The organism is Georgenia sp. H159 (assembly GCF_035607575.1).
GTDB lineage: Bacteria > Actinomycetota > Actinomycetes > Actinomycetales > Actinomycetaceae > Oceanitalea.
In genome coordinates this window covers 347,666-365,021 of sequence record NZ_JAYDZY010000006.1, presented here as the reverse complement: position 1 = coordinate 365,021, position 17,356 = coordinate 347,666, and the positions used below count along the sequence as shown (strand labels likewise).

At 73.4% G+C, this 17,356-nt stretch carries 11 protein-coding genes; all 11 read left to right on the top strand.

Annotated elements, in window-relative coordinates; all coding sequences use genetic code 11:
* Nucleotides 1-3 precede the first annotated feature (3 nt).
* The 11 genes from VR894_RS09895 to VR894_RS09845 all read left to right on the top strand — a co-directional run bounded on the left by VR894_RS09895 (nt 4) and on the right by VR894_RS09845 (nt 17,354).
* Nucleotides 4-1,047: a PhoH family protein gene (locus VR894_RS09895; protein WP_324651215.1), complete on the top strand. Its 1,044-nt coding sequence runs from the start codon at nt 4-6 to the stop codon at nt 1,045-1,047.
* Entirely contained in the window at nt 1,044-1,496 is a 453-nt protein-coding gene (ybeY, locus tag VR894_RS09890; protein WP_324651214.1) for an rRNA maturation RNase YbeY, read from the top strand. Before VR894_RS09895 ends, ybeY begins: the two co-directional genes overlap by 4 nt.
* 1 nt (nt 1,497) lies before the next feature.
* Complete coding sequence (locus tag VR894_RS09885) at nt 1,498-2,802, top strand: hemolysin family protein (protein WP_324651213.1); 1,305 nt, start codon at nt 1,498-1,500, stop codon at nt 2,800-2,802.
* A complete protein-coding gene (gene era / locus VR894_RS09880) occupies nt 2,799-3,713 on the top strand; it encodes a GTPase Era (protein ID WP_324651212.1) in 915 nt (304 codons plus the stop codon). The genes VR894_RS09885 and era overlap by 4 nt, the downstream gene beginning before the upstream one ends.
* Nucleotides 3,714-3,823: 110 nt before the next feature.
* A complete protein-coding gene (locus VR894_RS09875; protein WP_324651211.1) occupies nt 3,824-5,305 on the top strand; it encodes an alpha/beta hydrolase family protein in 1,482 nt (493 codons plus the stop codon).
* A 76-nt stretch (nt 5,306-5,381) separates the two neighbouring features.
* Entirely contained in the window at nt 5,382-6,182 is an 801-nt protein-coding gene (locus VR894_RS09870) for a PP2C family protein-serine/threonine phosphatase (RefSeq protein WP_324651210.1), read from the top strand.
* Nucleotides 6,179-7,738 (top strand): FHA domain-containing protein, encoded by a 1,560-nt coding sequence (locus VR894_RS09865; RefSeq protein WP_324651209.1) that lies wholly within the window; start codon nt 6,179-6,181, stop codon nt 7,736-7,738. The genes VR894_RS09870 and VR894_RS09865 overlap by 4 nt, the downstream gene beginning before the upstream one ends.
* Entirely contained in the window at nt 7,735-9,234 is a 1,500-nt protein-coding gene (locus VR894_RS09860; protein ID WP_324651208.1) for a serine/threonine-protein kinase, read from the top strand. The genes VR894_RS09865 and VR894_RS09860 overlap by 4 nt, the downstream gene beginning before the upstream one ends.
* A gap of 11 nt (nt 9,235-9,245) precedes the next feature.
* The gene (locus VR894_RS09855) at nt 9,246-9,941 is read left to right on the top strand and encodes a hypothetical protein (RefSeq protein WP_324651207.1); all 696 of its coding nucleotides are present in this window, start codon (nt 9,246-9,248) and stop codon (nt 9,939-9,941) included.
* A 293-nt stretch (nt 9,942-10,234) separates the two neighbouring features.
* Nucleotides 10,235-16,315: an Ig-like domain-containing protein gene (locus VR894_RS09850; protein ID WP_324651206.1), complete on the top strand. Its 6,081-nt coding sequence runs from the start codon at nt 10,235-10,237 to the stop codon at nt 16,313-16,315.
* 43 nt (nt 16,316-16,358) lie between these two features.
* Nucleotides 16,359-17,354, top strand: a complete 996-nt coding sequence (locus VR894_RS09845; RefSeq protein WP_324651205.1) for an AAA family ATPase — start codon at nt 16,359-16,361, stop codon at nt 17,352-17,354.
* The last annotated feature ends 2 nt before the right edge of the window (nt 17,355-17,356 follow it).

Genomic DNA, 17,356 nt, shown 5'->3' with positions numbered 1-17,356 from the left:
CCCATGCCACACAGCGACGACGCGCCCCAGCGGGGCGCGATGCTCCAGCACCAGATCACCGTGCCCGACGACGTGCCCATGGTGTCCCTGCTCGGCCAGCGTGACGAGGTCCTCCGCGCGATCGAGGCGGGCTTCTCCCGCGTCGACGTCCACGTCCGCGGCAACGTCGTGTCCTTCTCCGGGCCCGCCGGGGACGTCGCGCTCGCCGAACGGCTCGTCGACGAGCTCGCCGAGGTCGCCCGCAGCGGCCAGACGCTGACCGCCGACGCCGTCGGGCGCGCGATCCGCATGCTCACCGCGCCGACGGGCGAGCGCCCCGCCGACGTCCTCACCTTCGACATCCTCTCCGCGCGCGGGCGCACGATCCGCCCCAAGACGCTGGGGCAGAAGACGTACGTCGACGCGATCGACTCCCACACCATCACCTTCGGGGTGGGGCCGGCCGGCACCGGCAAGACCTACCTCGCGATGGCCAAGGCCGTCCACGCGCTGCAGTCCAAGCAGGTCAACCGGATCGTGCTGACCCGGCCTGCCGTCGAGGCCGGTGAGCGGCTCGGCTACCTCCCGGGGACGCTCAACGACAAGATCGACCCCTACCTGCGGCCGCTGTACGACGCGCTGCACGACATGCTCGACCCCGAGTCGATCCCCAAGCTCATGGCCGCCGGCACCATCGAGGTCGCCCCCCTCGCCTACATGCGCGGACGCACCCTCAACGACGCCTTCATCATCCTCGACGAGGCCCAGAACACCTCGCCCGAGCAGATGAAGATGTTCCTCACCCGGCTCGGCTTCAACTCCCGCGTCGTCGTCACCGGCGACGTCACCCAGGTCGACCTGCCCAGCGGGACGAGCTCCGGGCTGCGCGTCGTGGAGGAGATCCTCGTCGGGATCGAGGACGTCGCCTTCTGCCGGCTCACCTCCGCCGACGTCGTCCGCCACCGCCTGGTCTCCGACATCATCGACGCCTACGAGCGCTGGGACGCCGGACCGGCCGGCAACCGCGCCGAGCGGCGCGCCGCCGAGCGCCGCGGGGCACGCCGATGAGCACCGAGGTCGCCAACGAGTCCGGCTACGAGGTCGCCGAGGAGGAGTTCGCCGCCCTCGCGCGCTACGTGCTGGAGCAGATGCACGTCCACCCGCAGGCCGAGCTGTCCATCCTCTTCGTCACGAGCGACGTCATGACCGAGCTCCACGTCAAGTGGATGGACGAGCCCGGCCCCACCGACGTGCTGTCCTTCCCGATGGACGAGCTGCGACCCGGCCAGCCGGGGGAGCAGCCCGTGGAGGGCATGCTCGGGGACATCGTGCTGTGCCCGGAGGTCGCCGCCGCCCAGGCCAAGGCCGCCGGCCACAGCACCGCCGAGGAGCTCCTGCTCCTCACCACGCACGGCATCCTCCACCTGCTCGGCTACGACCACGCCGAGCCCGAGGAGGAGAAGGAGATGTTCGCGCTCCAGCGCCGGCTGCTCCTCACCTTCCTCGCCGAGCGCTGACATGGACGGTCTCCTCTCCCAGATCCCCGAGTGGTGGCTGCTCGTCGTCGCTCTCGTCGCGCTGGCCCTCACCGCCCTGCTCGTCGCCGCCGAGTCCGCGCTGCGGCGGATCGGCCGCACCGCGCTGAGCGAGCTGCAGGTCGCCGAGCGGCCGCGTGCCGCCGGGGTCGAGCGGCTCGTCGACCACCGTGACGACGCGGTTCCCGGCCTCACCCTCATGCGGGTGCTCGCCGAGATGACGACGGCGGTCTCGCTCACCCTCGTGGTCGCGGACCTCCTGCCGGAGTGGTGGCAGGTGCTCATCGTCGCCGTCGTCGTCGCCGCGGTCCTCATCGCCGTCGTCGCCGGGACCACGCCACGCATGCTCGGGACCCGGATGCCCGGGAAGGTGCTGCACGCGCTGCTGCCCTTCGTCGACGTCGTCCTCCTGCTCACCCGCCCCGCCGTCGCGATCGCCCGGGCGCTGACACCGCGCCCGAGGCTCACCGAGGCCGAGGCGCGTGAGGAGGCCGCCGAGGACCTGCGCGACATGGTCGACCGGGTGAGCCAGTCCGAGCAGCTCGCCGACGAGGAGCGCGACATGCTCCAGTCGATGTTCGAGCTCGGCAGCACGCTCGTGCGCGAGGTCATGGTGCCCCGCCCGGACATGGTGACGATGGACGCCGGCAAACCGCTGACCAAGGCGCTCGCGCTGTTCGTGCGGTCCGGGTTCTCCCGCATCCCCGTCGTCGGGGAGTCCGTCGACGACGTCAAGGGCGTGCTCTACCTCAAGGACGTCCTGCGGCGCACCCACATGAGGCCCGAGGCCGGCGGGGACCGGGTCGAGTCCGCGGTGCGCGAGGCGGTCTTCGTCCCCGAGACGATCCTCGTGGACGACCTCCTGCGCGAGATGCAGGCGAGGAACTTCCACATCGCGATGGTCGTCGACGAGTACGGCGGCATCGCGGGGCTCGTCACCATCGAGGACCTCCTCGAGGAGCTCGTCGGTGAGCTGACCGACGAGCACGACCGTGCCGAGCCCGTCGTCGAGCACCTCGGTGACGGGCTCGTACGGGTGCCCGCGCGGCTGCCCGTCGACGAGCTCGGCGAGCTCTTCGGCCTCGAGCTGGACGACGACGACGTCGACTCCGCCGGCGGCCTGCTCGCCAAGGCACTGGGCAAGGTCCCCATCCCGGGGGCGCAGATCGAGGTGGCCGGACTGCACCTGCAGGCGGAGCGTGCCGGCGGACGACGCCGGCAGATCGCCACCATCCTGGCCCGGGCGAGCGACTCGCCCGAGCCCGACGAGGAGGACGACGACAGATGACGTACTCGTGGCCCGAGGGGTTCCGGGCGGGTTTCGCCTCGATCGTCGGCCGACCCAACGCCGGCAAGTCCACCCTGACCAACGCCCTGGTCGGGCAGAAGGTCGCGATCACCTCCGGCCGCCCGCAGACCACCCGGCACACGGTCCGCGGCATCGTGCACCGGCCCGACGGGCAGCTCGTGCTCGTCGACACGCCGGGCCTGCACCGGCCGCGCACCCTGCTCGGGGAGCGGCTCAACGACCTCGTGCGCGACACGATCAGCGAGGTCGACGTCGTCGTCTTCTGCCTGCCCGCGGACGAGAAGATCGGGCCGGGGGACAAGTACATCGCGCGGGAGCTCGCGGACGTGCGGACCCCGGTCGTCGCCGTCGCCACCAAGAGCGACGCCGTCTCCCGCGAGCGGCTCGCCGAGCACCTCCTGCAGATCGAGCAGCTCGGCGAGTGGGCGCAGATCGTGCCCGTGTCCGCCGTGAGGAACGAGCAGGTCGGGCTGCTCGCCGACCTGCTGCTCGAGCAGATGCCGGAGTCGCCCCCGCTCTACCCGGCGGGGGAGCTCACCGACGAGCCCGAGGCCGTGATGATCGCCGAGCTGGTCCGCGAGGCCGCGCTCGAGGGCGTGCGCGACGAGCTGCCCCACTCGCTGGCCGTGGTCGTCGACGAGATCGTCGAGCGGGAGGGTCGTGAGGGCATGGCCCCGCTGCTCGACGTCCGCGTCAACCTCTACGTCGAGCGCGACTCGCAGAAGGCCATCGTCATCGGCAGGGGCGGCTCTCGGCTGCGTGACGTCGGCACCACCGCGCGACGCGGCATCGAGGCGCTCCTCGGCACCCGGATCTTCCTCGACCTCCACGTCAAGGTGGCCAAGGACTGGCAGCGCGACCCCAAGCTCCTCCAGCGCCTCGGCTTCTGACGCGCCCCCACCGGATGCGCATCGCCCCACCCCGTCGGTCGCCGCGTGCCCGTCCGGCCGACCGGAGGTGCGTCCCCGGGGAAGAGGCGGGGACCGACTAACCTGTCCCGGTGAGGTCGTGGAGAGTGGCGGTGACGCTCGTCGCGGTCCTGCTCTTCGGTTTCATCGGGACGGTGGCAGGGCCCGGCTGGAATCCCCACCCGCTGGAGCGGACCCTCGTCGTCCAGACCTCGGACGTCGAGATCGGCGGGGACGTCGCGACGACACCGGTCGGCACCTACGAGACGCGCACCGAGACGTTCACGGTCGAGCTCGACGGCGCCACGGTCGAGGCGACCGTCCACGAGCCGGTCGGCGCGCCGGACCGACGGCCCGGCCTCGTGTTCATGCACGGCGCCGGCACCGCCACGCACGACAACTTCTGGCAGCTGACCGAGGCCCTGGCCAGCGCCGGCATCGTCTCCCTCGTCCCCGACAAGCGGCTGGACACCTACAGCGCCAGGTTCCGGGACTACCCGGCGATGGCCCGCGACTACATGCACAGCTGGGAGGCCCTCAGCTCCTGGCCCGGCGTGGACCCGGAGCGGGTCGGCTTCTACGCCGAGAGCGAGGGCGCGTTCATCGCACCCGTGGCGGCGGCCGAGAACCCGGAGGTGGCCTCGGTCGTCCTCGTCTCGGCGCCCGTCGTCCCCGCTCGTGAGCAGTTCGCCCTCGCGACCGACACCTACCTGCGGGCGCTCGGTGCCCCGGAGCAGCTGCTCCGCGCGGTGCCGCGGCTGCTCGGCAGCGAGGTCCCGGGCGGCGGCTTCTACTACGCGGACTTCGACGTCAGCCCCTACCAGCAGCGGATGGACCAGCCGGTGCTCATGGTCTACGGCACCGAGGACGTCTCGATGCCCGTCGTCCAGGCGCCCGCGAAGGTCATCGACGACCTCGCCGTGGCCGGCAACGACGACTACACGCTGCGCTACTTCGAGGGCGCCAACCACGGCATCCGCATCGAGGACGAGCTCGCCCCCGGGTTCCCCGAGGCCGTCGCGCGCTGGGTGCAGGGCCTGCCCGAGACCGCCGACGCCCAGCCCCGCATCGCCGGCGGACAGCCCGACCAGCGCTTCCGCGCCGAGCCGCTCGACAGCCCCCGCTGGTACGCGTCGGGGGACATGATCGTCTTCACCCTGGTCGGGGCCGTCGGCCTGCTGCTCCTCGGGCCCACCCTGTGGCTCCTCACCCGGCTCGTGCGTCGCCCCAGCGAGCCGCTGCCCTCGCCGCTCGCCCGGACCACGGCTGCCCTGACGATGAGCGTGCTCGCCGTGTGGGTCCTGTTCGCCTCCTACCTCCTCGTCGTCGCCGGCCTCGCGCTGAACTACGAGCGGAGCCCCTTCGTCGTCCAGGGCGGGTGGCTGGGCATCCAGGCCGTCGCGGTGGGGTCGACGGCCATCGGTGTGTGGTCCGCCACGACGTGGCTGCGGGTCCGGCGGCACGGGGTCCGGACCGGCACGGTCGGCACCATCACCCTCGTCGGGACACACGTCGGGGCGCTCGTCCTGCTCCTCGCGGCCGGCTACTGGGGCATCTTCCCGACCATCGGTTGAACGGCCACCCGCGCAGTGGGCACGAGCAGGCCGCGGATCCACGTAGGATCCCTGACGGAACGGCGAGAGGATGCGGATGCAGATCCACTGGGGCGTGGCCACCGACGCGGGCGGCCGACGGCAGGCGAACGAGGACTCCGTGCTCGCGCAGCCCCCCGTCTTCGCCGTGGCGGACGGCATGGGCGGCCACGCCCGGGGCGACATGGCCAGCCGTGCCGTCGTCACCGAGCTCGCCCACCTCGCCACCCTCGACCGCGCCGTGCAGCCCGAGGACGTCAGCGCGACGCTGCGTCGCGCCGGTGAGCAGATCCGCGAGGCGATGGCCGGGGACGAGTCCGTCGCGGGGACGACCGTCGCCGGTGCCGTCCTCACCGAGCAGGACGGCGAGCCCTTCTGGCTCGTCTTCAACGTCGGCGACTCACGGGTCTACCGCTGCACCCCGCAGGACATCGAGCAGGTGAGCGTCGACCACTCCCTCGTCCAGGAGATGGTCGACTCCGGCACCATCAGCGCCGACGAGGCGCGGCGGCACCCGCAGCGCAACGTCATCACCCGGGCGGTCGGCACCGGGTCCGTCCCGGAGGTCGACTTCTGGATGCTCCGCGCCGGGGGACCGGAGATGCTTCTCCTGTGCAGCGACGGGCTGTTCGGTGAGCTGACGGACGAGGAGATCGCCGAGACCGTCGCCGCGGCGGGCCACCCGCAGGAGGCCGCGGCCACCCTGCTGGACCGCGCCGTGCAGGGTGGCGGGGCCAACGACAACGTCTCGGTCGTCGTCGTCGCCACGGGGCACGACGACGGCGACGTCGAGAGCACCGCCGCGCGCGGTGCCGAGGAGCAGGGCTCGACCCTGCCGCGCACGGGAGCGGGGCGATGAGCGTGCCGGAGTACCAGAGCGGGCAGTGGACGGCGCTGGTGACACAGGACGCGCTCGCGCTCCTGCACCCGGCCGTCTCCGACGACGTCGCCCGCGAGCTGTGGCAGCTGACGAGCACCGGGAAGCGGCTGGGGGCGTGGGTGGAGTACCTCGCGGCCGCCGGCATCGCGGCCCTGCCGTCCTTCGCCATGGTCGAGGCTCATCCGGAGGGCCTGCGGGTCCTGGTGCGCGGAGAGGTGGACGTCGAGCTCGGTGACCGCGTCGTCTCCGGACGCGGGTACGCGACGTGGCGCGAGGAGGTGCTCCCGGCGAGCGACGTGACGATCCGTGCCGAGAGTGCCGACGGCGGGTGGCTCCCCGTCGCGGGGGGAATCGTCCGGGCCGCGTCGGCGCGGCTCGTCGTGCAGGCACCCCCGGCACCGGCCGCCGAGGAGGAGGACGACGACGTCGAGCTCACCATCGCCCGGATGCCCGCCCTGGCAGCGGCGGTCGGGGGACGCACGTCGACGGGGACGGGCGGTGCCGCGGCCGCGGTCGCGGGAGCGGCCGGTGGCGTCCCCGCGTCCGACGGTCCCCCCGGGCAGCAGGCGGAGCCGGCGTCGGCAGCGAGCACGCCCGCCGCGAGCGGGGCACCCGCGGAGCCCGCGCCCGCCATCGTGCACGACACGCCCGTGCCGGCCGCGGCCGAGCCGGAACCGACGGCGCCCGCCGAGGCTGCCGCGATGCAGGCGGCGGACGACGACGCGACGGCGATGGCCGACCCCTCGGGGGCGGTGCTGCCCGGTGAGGACGAGGAGGAGGACGCCGACGACTACGACTTCCTCCTGTGGTCGACCGAGCAGGTGCGGGCCCGTGAGTCCACGCCGGAACCAGCGCCGCCCGCTGCCGCCGGGGCCCCCGAGCCGGCCGCGCCGAGCGACGACCCGGCCGATCCGGTCCCCGTCGAGCCCGGCCAGGTGGACATCGAGGCCACCCGCGACCCCGAGCCGGAGCCCACCGACAGCGGCTGGGCCCCGGGCGGCATCATCGACTCCGTGCCCGGACGCCCTCACCCCGCGCCGCCGGCCGGCCCTCCGGTGGACGGCCCGACGCCCCTCGCCGGTGCCGCCCATGACGACGGGGACCACGACGGCGAGACGATCGCCACGTCCGAGCTCCCCAGCGTGGACGTCCCGACGGCCCTCGAGCCGGCCACGCGTCCCGCCCCGGACGTCGAGCTCGTCCTGTCGACCGGGCCGCGCATCGAGATGGACCGTCCGGTCCTCCTCGGCCGCGCCCCCGAGGCCGCGCGCTTCGCGGGCGCCGAGGCGCCGCGCCTCGTCAGTGTCTCCAACCCCGAGCGGGACATCTCCGCCACGCACGTGGAGGTCCGGCCGGCCGGTGGGCACGTCGTCGTCACGGACATGAACTCGACCAACGGCACCGTCGTCCACCTCCCGGACCAGCCCTCCTTCCGGCTCCAGCCGGGCACCGGTGTGCCCGTCGGGACGGGCGCCGTCATCGAGCTCGGCGTCGGCGTGACGGCGACCGTCCAGCACGTCGAGGGAGCGCAGTGAGCCCACGGCGCCAGCCGGCCCCGCCGCCGGAGCTGCCCGGCTACACCGTGGACCGGCTGCTCGGGTCCGGCGGCTTCGCCGACGTGTACCTCTACGCCCAGCGGATGCCGCAGCGGCAGGTGGCCATCAAGGTCCTCACCCACGAGGCCGCGGAGGGGCAGTCGCGTGAGCAGTTCGGCGCCGAGGCCAACCTCATGGCGCAGCTGTCCACCCACTCCTCGATCGTCACGATCTACCACGCGGACACCGCTGCGGACGGGCGCCCCTACCTCGTCATGCAGTACTGCCCGCTGCCGAACCTCGCCGAGCGCGTCAAGGTCCGCCCGCTCGGCGTCCCCGAGGTCCTCGGCATCGGCGTGCGGCTCGCGGGCGCCGTCGAGACCGCGCACCGCGCCGGCATCGTCCACCGGGACATCAAGCCCGCCAACATCCTCACCACCGAGTACGGGCGCCCGGCGCTCAGCGACTTCGGCATCGCCGGCCTCACCGGCGCCGCCGACGAGTCCGGGGGCGTGTCGGTCCCGTGGGCCCCGCCCGAGGCCGTCGAGGGCCAGTCCGCCGGTGTGGCCGGGGACGTGTACTCCCTCGCCGCGACGCTGTACACGCTGCTCGCCGGGCGCTCACCCTTCGCGCGTCCCGGCGGGCCGAACTCGCGCCTCGACTTCATCATGCGCATCAAGCGTGACCCGGTCCCCCCGATCGGCCGGGCCGACGTCCCTGCGTCCCTCGAGCAGCTCCTCGCCCGCGCGATGGCCAAGTCCCCGGCGGCCCGCCCGGCGACGGCACTGGAGCTGGCCCGTGCCCTCCAGGTGGTCGAGCAGGAGCTGCGGCTCGCGATGACGGACATCGAGGTGCCCGACACGTCGTGGCTCTCACCGTCCACCGTGAGTCCCGACGACGGTGCGGAGGACGGGCACACCGTCGTGCGGGCCGTCACCGAGGTCGACCCCACCGGCGGCACGCCGCCACCTGCCCCGCGGTACACGGACGAGCCGCACACGGTCCTGCGGCCCGTCGTCCACGTCGAGGACACCGAGGCCACCCGGGGCCGCTCCGCCGTCGCGGAGCCCGAGGAGACCGCTCCGCCGAGACGCCGGCCCACGTGGCGCTGGGTCGCCGTCGGGGCGGGGGCCGCCGTCGTCGTCGGCGGCGGGATCGTCGCCGCGGGGGCGCTCCGCGGTGAGACCCCGCCCGACCCGGGGCCGACGTCGACGATCGGCACCGTCGTCATCCCCGAGGTGGTGCCCAGCCCGGAGGGACTGGCCGGCGAACGGGTCTCGGGCGACCGCGTGGAGTTCAGCTGGACGCCGCACGAGGACCTGGGTGACGTCACGTACTCGTGGACCCGCACCGACGGCGGGAAGATCACGGAGAGCCAGCCGATCACCGAGCCACCGCTGACGATCGAGTCCGCCGGCCGGGTGTGCGTCGAGCTGCGGACGATCTCCGAGCAGGGACGGGTGTCGGCCGACCCGGCCGAGGCCTGCGTCGAGTGAGAGAGGGCGGCATGCTGCAGCTGGAGTTCTGCGGGGAGTGGTTCGAGGTCTCCCCGGACGAGGAGTTCTACATCGGGCGCGACGGTGCCCTGGAGATCGACGACAACCCCTACCTGCACCGGCGGTTCCTGCGGCTGGCGTTCGTCGAGGACCTGTGGTGGGTGGAGAACGTCGGCTCCCGGCTCTCCGCGACGCTCGCGGACAGCGACGGCAACACCCAGGCGTGGCTCGCGCCGGGGGCGCGGCTGCCGCTCGTCTACGCGGGCACGACGATCCTGTTCACGGCCGGACCGACGACCTACGAGATCAACCTCGTCAACCCCGAGCCGGCCTTCGCGCCGGCCCGCGCGGAGCCGGTCCACGTCGGTGACACGACGATCGGGCCCGTCGCCCTCACCCAGTCCCAGCACCTCCTCGTCCTCGCGCTCGCCGAACCGGTGCTCTCCGGACGCGGCAGCGCCGCCATCCCGACCTCCGCGCAGGCCGCGGAACGGCTCGGCTGGGCGCTGACCAAGTTCAACCGCAAGCTCGACAACGTCTGCGACAAGCTCCACCGCAACGGCGTGCGCGGCCTGCGCGGCGGGCCGCAGCAGCTCGCGGTCAACCGGCGCGCCCGGCTCGTCGAGCACGCCGTCGCCTCCCGCATCGTCAGTCCCGACCAGCTCCCGCAGCTGGACGAGGAGAAGGCCCGCAGCGTCAGCGCCTGACCGGGAGGCGATTCGCCGGGCGTGCCCAGGGGGGGCGCGTGGGCAGTTCTCCCCATCGGAAGGGGTGGGACCAACGTCCTGGACCTTGTTAGTCTGCGATGCGGTGCCCAGTGCCCTCCAGCACATCGGGCCCGAGCAACTGACACACGAGCTGAGGCGGAGCTGTGCGATTCGGACGCGGGCGGGCGGATGCGTCGTCGTCCCCGGGAGGGGGCTCCGGGCGGCGTGCCCAGCGGGCACCGGAGCCACGGCGCACCCGGCGCGCGGCCGACCCCAGGCGCCGCCAGCGGGTGGTGAGCGCCGCGACCGTCGGGGTCATCGGCGCCGGCCTGGTCGTCGCGGGTGTGCTGTACGACGGCGTCGCGACGGCGGACGTCGACCTCAACGACGGCGGCGTGTGGGTCACCAGCCAGGAGCACATGCGCCTCGGTCGCCTCAACAGCCAGGTCCAGCTCCTCGACGGCGGGCTCGCGGCCCGCAGCGCCAGCTTCGACGTCCTCCAGGAGGCCGCGGACGTCCTCCTCGTCGACGAGGGTGCCGGTGTCCTCCAGCAGGTCGACCCCGCGACCGTCACGACGACGACCACCGTCTCGCTCCCCGGCGCCCGCCAGATCGAGCTGGGCGGCGGCACGGTCGCCGTGCTCGACTCGCGCAGCGGCCAGCTCCACACCGCCCCGGTCAGGGGCGTCGGCCGCCTCGCCGACGAGGAGCTCGAGGCGACCGCCGGTCTCGGCGCGAACGCGCTCGTCGCCGTCGGCACCGACGGCACGGCGTACGGCGTCGCGCCGACCGACGCCACGCTCGTCACCGTCCCCGCCGGCTTCGACCCGGAGGGTGAGGAGGAGCCGGAGGTCGCCGAGCTCGGCGTCACGCCGGAGCGGCTCGCCGACGCCGAGATCCAGGTGTCCGCCGTCGGCGCGGAGCCCGTCGTCCTCGTCCGGGACGAGCAGGACCGCGTGGCCCTCCTGCGGCCCGGCAGCGAGCCGGTCGACCTCACCGGCCTCGCCGACACCGCCCAGGTCGCTCTGCAGGCGCCGTCCGCGGCGGGCCGTGACGTGCTCGTCGCCGCCCGCGACGGCCTCATCCGCGTCCCGCTCGGCCGCGGCGAGCCGACCGTCGACCCCGTCTCCTTGCCCGGCACGCCGAGCGAGCCCGTCGTCGTCGCCGGCTGCAGCCACGGCGCCTGGGCCGGGGCCACCGGGCTCTACCAGTCCCGCTGCGGCGGCGGCGACCCCGTCGAACAGACGATCGACAAGTCCCTCACCGACGCCCGCCTCGTCTTCCGGACCAACCGCGACGTCGTCGTCCTCAACGACCTCGTCTCTGGGACGGTGTGGCTGGTCAAGGACGCGATGGAGATCGTCGAGAACTGGGACGACGTCATCCCGCCGCAGGCCGCCAGCGACGACGAGGAGGAGTCGCAGCAGGAGATCCAGGAGCAGCTGCCGCTCGACCGCGAGCAGGAGAACCGGGACCCGATCGCGCAGGACGACGAGCTCGGGGTGCGCGCCGGCTCGACGACCGTCCTGGAGGTCCTCGCCAACGACACCGACCCCGACGGCGACCTCCTCACCGTCGCGAACTTCGACGCGCCCGCCGAGGGGTTCGGCACCGTGCGCCCGATCATGGGCGGGCGGGCGCTGCAGATCGCCGTCGCCGACGGCGCGAGCGGCGCCGTCGCCATGAGCTACTCGGTGAGCGACGGCCGCGGCGGGCAGGCGGAGGCCGTCGCCCGTGTCGTCGTCGCTCCCGACGGCACCAACCGCCCGCCCGAGCAGGTGCGCCCGACCACCCTCACGCTCGTCTCCGGCGCGACCGGCAGCGTCAACGTCCTCGACAACGTCATGGACCCCGACGGCGACGAGCTCGTCGTCGTCGGCGCCACCGCGACGACCGACGACATCGTGCGGTTCACCCCCGACGGTGCGGTCACCTTCGTCGACTCGGGCGTCACCCCCGGCAGCAAGCCGGTCGTCGTCGAGGTCTACGACGGCACCGACGTCGCCGAGCTCGAGATGACCGTCGACGTGCGGCCCGCGGGCGCGCTGCCCCCGGTGCCGGTGTACGACTTCGTCACCGCCGTCGCCGGCGAGGAGAAGGTCATCGAGCCGCTCCTCAACGACACCGACCCCGGCGGGGAGGCCGAGCCGCTGCGGCTCGCGGACGTCCAGCAGGTCGCGGGTGCGGCGGTCGTCCCGGACTACGACGCCGGGACCTTCCGCTTCTCCGCCGACGCTCCCCAGACGTACTACCTCACCTACATCGTCGTCAACGACGCGGGCGCGAGCGCCACCGGGCTCATCCGCGTCGACGTGCGGGAGCCTGCGGAGGCCGCCCCGGTCGCGGTGCAGGACGTCGCGCTGCTGCCCGCCGGCGGCCAGGTGCTCGTCGACGTGCTGGCCAACGACGAGGACCCCAGCGGTGAGCTGCTCGCCATCCGACAGGTCGACGTCCCGCCGGAGAGCGGCCTGACCGTCGCCGTGCTCGAGCACCGGATCCTCAAGATCACGGCGAGCAAGGACCTCCAGACGACCCAGCGCTTCACCTACGAGGTGTCCAACGGCTCCGCGAGCGCGACCGGTGAGGTCGTCGTCATGCAGATCCCGCCGGACTCCCTGGCCCAGCCCCCGGTGGCCCAGGCCGACGTCGCGAACGTCCGTGCCGGTGACTTCGTCACCATCCCCGTCCTGTCGAACGACTCCCACCCGGGCGGCGACGAGTTCGAGCTCGTCCCGGAGCTGGTCGAGGAGCCGCCGGCCGGCCACCTCTTCGCCTCGGGCGACACCCTGCGCTTCCGCGCCCCCGAGCAGCCCCAGGCCGTCAACGCGGTCTACGAGATCGTCGACACCACCGGGCAGCGCGCCTCCGCGCAGGTGACCATCTACGTCCAGGCCGACGACGGCGAGCGCAACGCCGCCCCCCTGCCGCTGCCGGTCGAGTCCCGCGCCTTCGCCGGTGAGCGGGTGCGCATCGAGGTCCCGCTCTTCGGCATCGACCCCGACGGCGACTCCGTCCAGCTCCTGGGTGCGGACCGGGCACCGGCCAAGGGCCGCGTCGTCGAGGTCGGGCCGACGTACATCGACTACGAGGCCTACTCCCGGTCGAGCGGGACCGACACGTTCACCTACGCGGTGCGCGACCGGCTGGGTGCGTACGCGAGCGCGCAGGTCCGCGTCGCCGTCGTGCCCCCGCCTGAGCTCAACCGGGCGCCGCAGGCCATCGACGACGAGGTGACGGTGCGGCCGGGACGGGTCGTGGACTTCGACCCGCTGGTCAACGACACCGACCCCGACGGCGACCCCCTCTACCTCGGTGACCCCGCCTACGACGCGGTCGAGGACCTCGGCGTCGAGCTGGTCGACAGCGGCACGCTGCGCATCACCACGCCGGAGGCCGAGGGCAGCTACGCCCTGCCGTACCACGTGAGCGACCAGCGCGGCGGGACCTCCACGGGGATCATCACCGCGCACGTCTCCGCGGACGCGCCGCTGCTCGCGCCGGTGGCGGTCGACGACCTCGTCCGGGCCGTCACGATCCTCGACCAGGAGCGGGTGACCGTGCCCGTCCTCGACAACGACGTCGACCCGGACGGCACGCGTGAGGGGCTCACCGTCGACCTCGTCGACGCGCCCGAGGGCGCCGCCGTCGTCGGCACCGAGATCCAGCTCGACGTCCAGCCGCAGCGCCAGGTGCTCACCTACTCGGTGACCGACCAGGACGGGCTGACCGCCTACGCCTTCGTCGACGTGCCCGGCCTGGACGACTCGGGGCCGGTGCTCCGCACCGACGTCGACCCCATCGTCGTCACGACGGGGGAGACGCGCCAGCTCGAGCTCGCGGACTACGTCATCGCGCCGTCCGGCAAGGACGTGCGGCTCACCAGCACCGAGAAGGTCCGCGCGACGAACTCCGACGGCAGCTCACCCGTCGTGGGACCGACGACGCTCACCTTCACCTCCGCGCCCACGTACGCCGGCCCCGCCTCGCTCACCTTCGAGGTGACCGACGGCGAGAGCGCCGAGGACCCCGCGGGCCTGACGTCGGTGCTCACCCTGGAGATCACCGTCGAGTCCTCGGAGAACACCCCGCCGACCTTCGACGGCGCCGCGGTCGAGGTCGTCCCGGCGGAGGGCCCCGAGGTGCTCAACCTGCGCCAGCTCTCCGAGGACCCGGACACGGGCGACTACAACCAGCTGCGCTACGAGCTCGTCGGCGTCCCCGACGGGATCGAGGCGAGCCTCGACGGCCCCAACCTCACGGTCTCGGCACCGGTGGACACGCCGCGCGGGACGAGGGGCAACGTCGAGATCACCGTCTCCGACTCGAAGGCGGAACCCGTCCCCGGCGTCGTAGAGGTCACCGTCACCGCCTCCAACCGCCGGCTCGCGGCCGTCAACGACGTCGACCTCGGGGAGCTCGAGCAGGGCGACTCGCGGACCGTCGACGTCCTCCAGGGCGCCTTCAACCCCTTCCCGGGGGAGCCGCTGACCGTGGGCCAGGTGCGGAGCGAGACCGGCGGGCCCCAGCCGACGACCGACGGCCGGACGGTCACGGTCACGGCGGGCCAGGACTTCGTGGGCCGGGCGAGCGCGACCTTCACGGTCCAGGACGCCACCGGCGACCCGCTCCGCGACGTCGATGGCCGCATCACCTACTCCGTCATCGGGGTCCCCGAGCGACCCGCGCCGCCACGGGTGGAGGACGTGCGTGACCAGACGGTCGTGCTCACCTGGTCCGCGCCCGCCGACAACGGCGCACCGATCACGGGGTACCGGGTCGACGGCAACGGCGTGAGCCGCGACTGCGCGACGACGACGTGCACCATCGACGGGCTGACCAACAACGTGGAGTACACCTTCACGGTGACGGCGATCAACAAGGTCGGGGACTCGGAGCCGTCCGGCCCGTCGGCCGTCGCGCGCCCCGACGTCAAGCCCGAGCGGCCCGCCCCGCCCGTCCTCACCTTCGGGGACGGGGCGCTCGACGTCGCGTGGACCACCCCGGTGAGCCGTGGCTCGGACGTCACGTCCTACGACCTGCAGATCGCCCCGTCCCCGGGCGGCGGGCAGATCTCGGTGAGCGGCAACGCCCACACGTGGTCCGGGCTGCAGAACGGGCAGTCCTACACCGTGCGGGTGCGGGCCCACAACGACGCCCCCGACCCGAGCGAGTGGTCGGAGTGGTCCGCGCCCGAGGTCCCCGCCGGGCCACCCGACCAGCCGGTCGCCCCGGTGGCGCAGCGGGTCGACTCCCCGGTCAACGCGCAGATCAACGCTTCCTGGACGGCGCCGCCGAACAACGGCGACCCCATCTCCGCCTACGACGTCGTCATCTCCCGCGACGGCGCGGCGTTCAGGTCCTTCACCGTCCCCGGCGGCCAGACGTCCTTCACCGAGGACGCCCCGGCAGGCAGCGACTACACCGTCACCGTCGCGGCGACCAACAAGGCCGGCACCTCGCCGGCGAGCCCGGCGTCCGCGCCCGTGCGGTCGTTCCTGCAGCCCGACCGGGTGGGCGACGTCACCGCGACCGAGGGGGACAGGCAGGCGACCCTCGCCTTCAGTGCTCCCGCCGACAACGGCGACCCGATCCGCCGCTACGAGTACCAGGTCAACGGGGGCGGCTGGTCCCAGCTGCCCGCCAACCGGGTGATCGGCGGGCTGAACAACGGTTCGAGCTACACCTTCACGGTCCGGGCGTGCAACACCTACTGCGGCGAGGCGAGCCCCGCCTCGAACGCCGTCGTCCCCTACGGCCCCTTCGGCCAGGCGACGATGTCCGGGCAGCGGCACGGACGCCACGACGGGTACACCGACGGGGTCACCGAGCAGCCCGGCGCCACCTTCAGCTGGACCACGCCCGCCGGCAACGGCCGGGACGTCACCAGCGTCCAGCTGCGGATCGACAACGGCTCGGGCAGCTGGGGCGGGTGGCAGAACGTCCCGGCCAGCGGCAACCGCCGGATCAACGGCGACTGGGACACGACCTACCGCGCCCAGGTCCGCGCGCAGCGGGCCGACGGGGAGGTCCGCACCGCGGCCGCCTCCGTCACGACGATCAACGCGCCGGTGCGCCGTCCCGACCCGCCGCCGCCGGAGCCGAGCATGTCGATCGTCCGCGACCGCAGCGCCGTGGGGCAGCCCGGCTGCACCCACTCCTCGTGCCGCTTCGTCGACATCAACTACTCGAACCTGCCCGCCGGCAACTACACCTACCAGGTGTCCGACGAGGACGGTGCCTTCGGCAGCCCGATGACCCGCCGGCTGTCCGGCAGCGGCCACCTCGAGGGCTGGAGCTACTTCGGCAACCCGGGGGAGCGGGTCACGGTGACGCTCCGGGGCCCGAAGAACCTCTCGGCCTCGATCGTCTGGTAGCCCGCCCACCGTCCTAGCCCGTCCTGACCCACCCGGAGACCACATGAGCACGACGACACAGCAGACCACGATGACGCCCGAGCAGGCGGCGTGGTTCGCCGACACCTTCGAGAAGATCGTCTCCGCCGTGGGGGTCGCCGTCGTCGGCAAGGCGGGCGTCATCCGCCTCGTCGTCACGACGATGCTCAGCGGCGGGCACATGCTCCTCGAGGACGTGCCGGGAACCGGCAAGACCCAGCTCGCGCGGTCGTTGGCCGCTGCCGTGCAGACGTCGAGCTCGCGGATCCAGTTCACCCCGGACCTGCTGCCCTCCGACGTCACGGGCGTGTCGATCCTCGACCCGAAGACCCAGCGCTTCGAGTTCCACCAGGGCCCGATCTTCGCCTCCGTCGTCCTCGCGGACGAGATCAACCGCGCCTCGCCCAAGACGCAGTCCGCGCTCCTGGAGGTCATGGAGGAGGGGCGGGTGACCTTCGACGGGGTCACGCACGACGTCGGGCGGCCCTTCATCGTGCTCGCGACGCAGAACCCGGTGGAGCAGGCGGGCACCTACAAGCTCCCCGAGGCGCAGCTCGACCGCTTCCTCATGAAGGCCTCGATCGGCTACCCCGACCACAACGCGACCGTGAGCATCCTCGCGGCCGCCGCCACCCGTGACCGGGCCGGCGGGGTCACCCCCGTCATCACCGGCTCGGCGGTCGTCGACATGATCGAGCTTGCCGGCACGGTCCACGTCGACTCCGCCGTCCTGGAGTACGTCTCGCGGATCGTCTCGGAGAGCCGCCGGGCGGAGAACGTCACGGTCGGCGTCAGCGTCCGCGGCGCCCTCGCGCTCATCCGCTCCGCCAAGACCTGGGCGGCCGCCCACGGGCGCAACTACGTCCTGCCCGACGACATCAAGGACCTCGCCGAGCCGGTGCTCGCGCACCGCATCATGCTCGACGCCGAGGCGGAGTTCGAGGGTGCCACGGCCGCCGGGGCGATCCGCTCGGTCCTCGCCGAGATCGCGCCGCCCACCCACCGCGGCGGCGACCAGTAAGC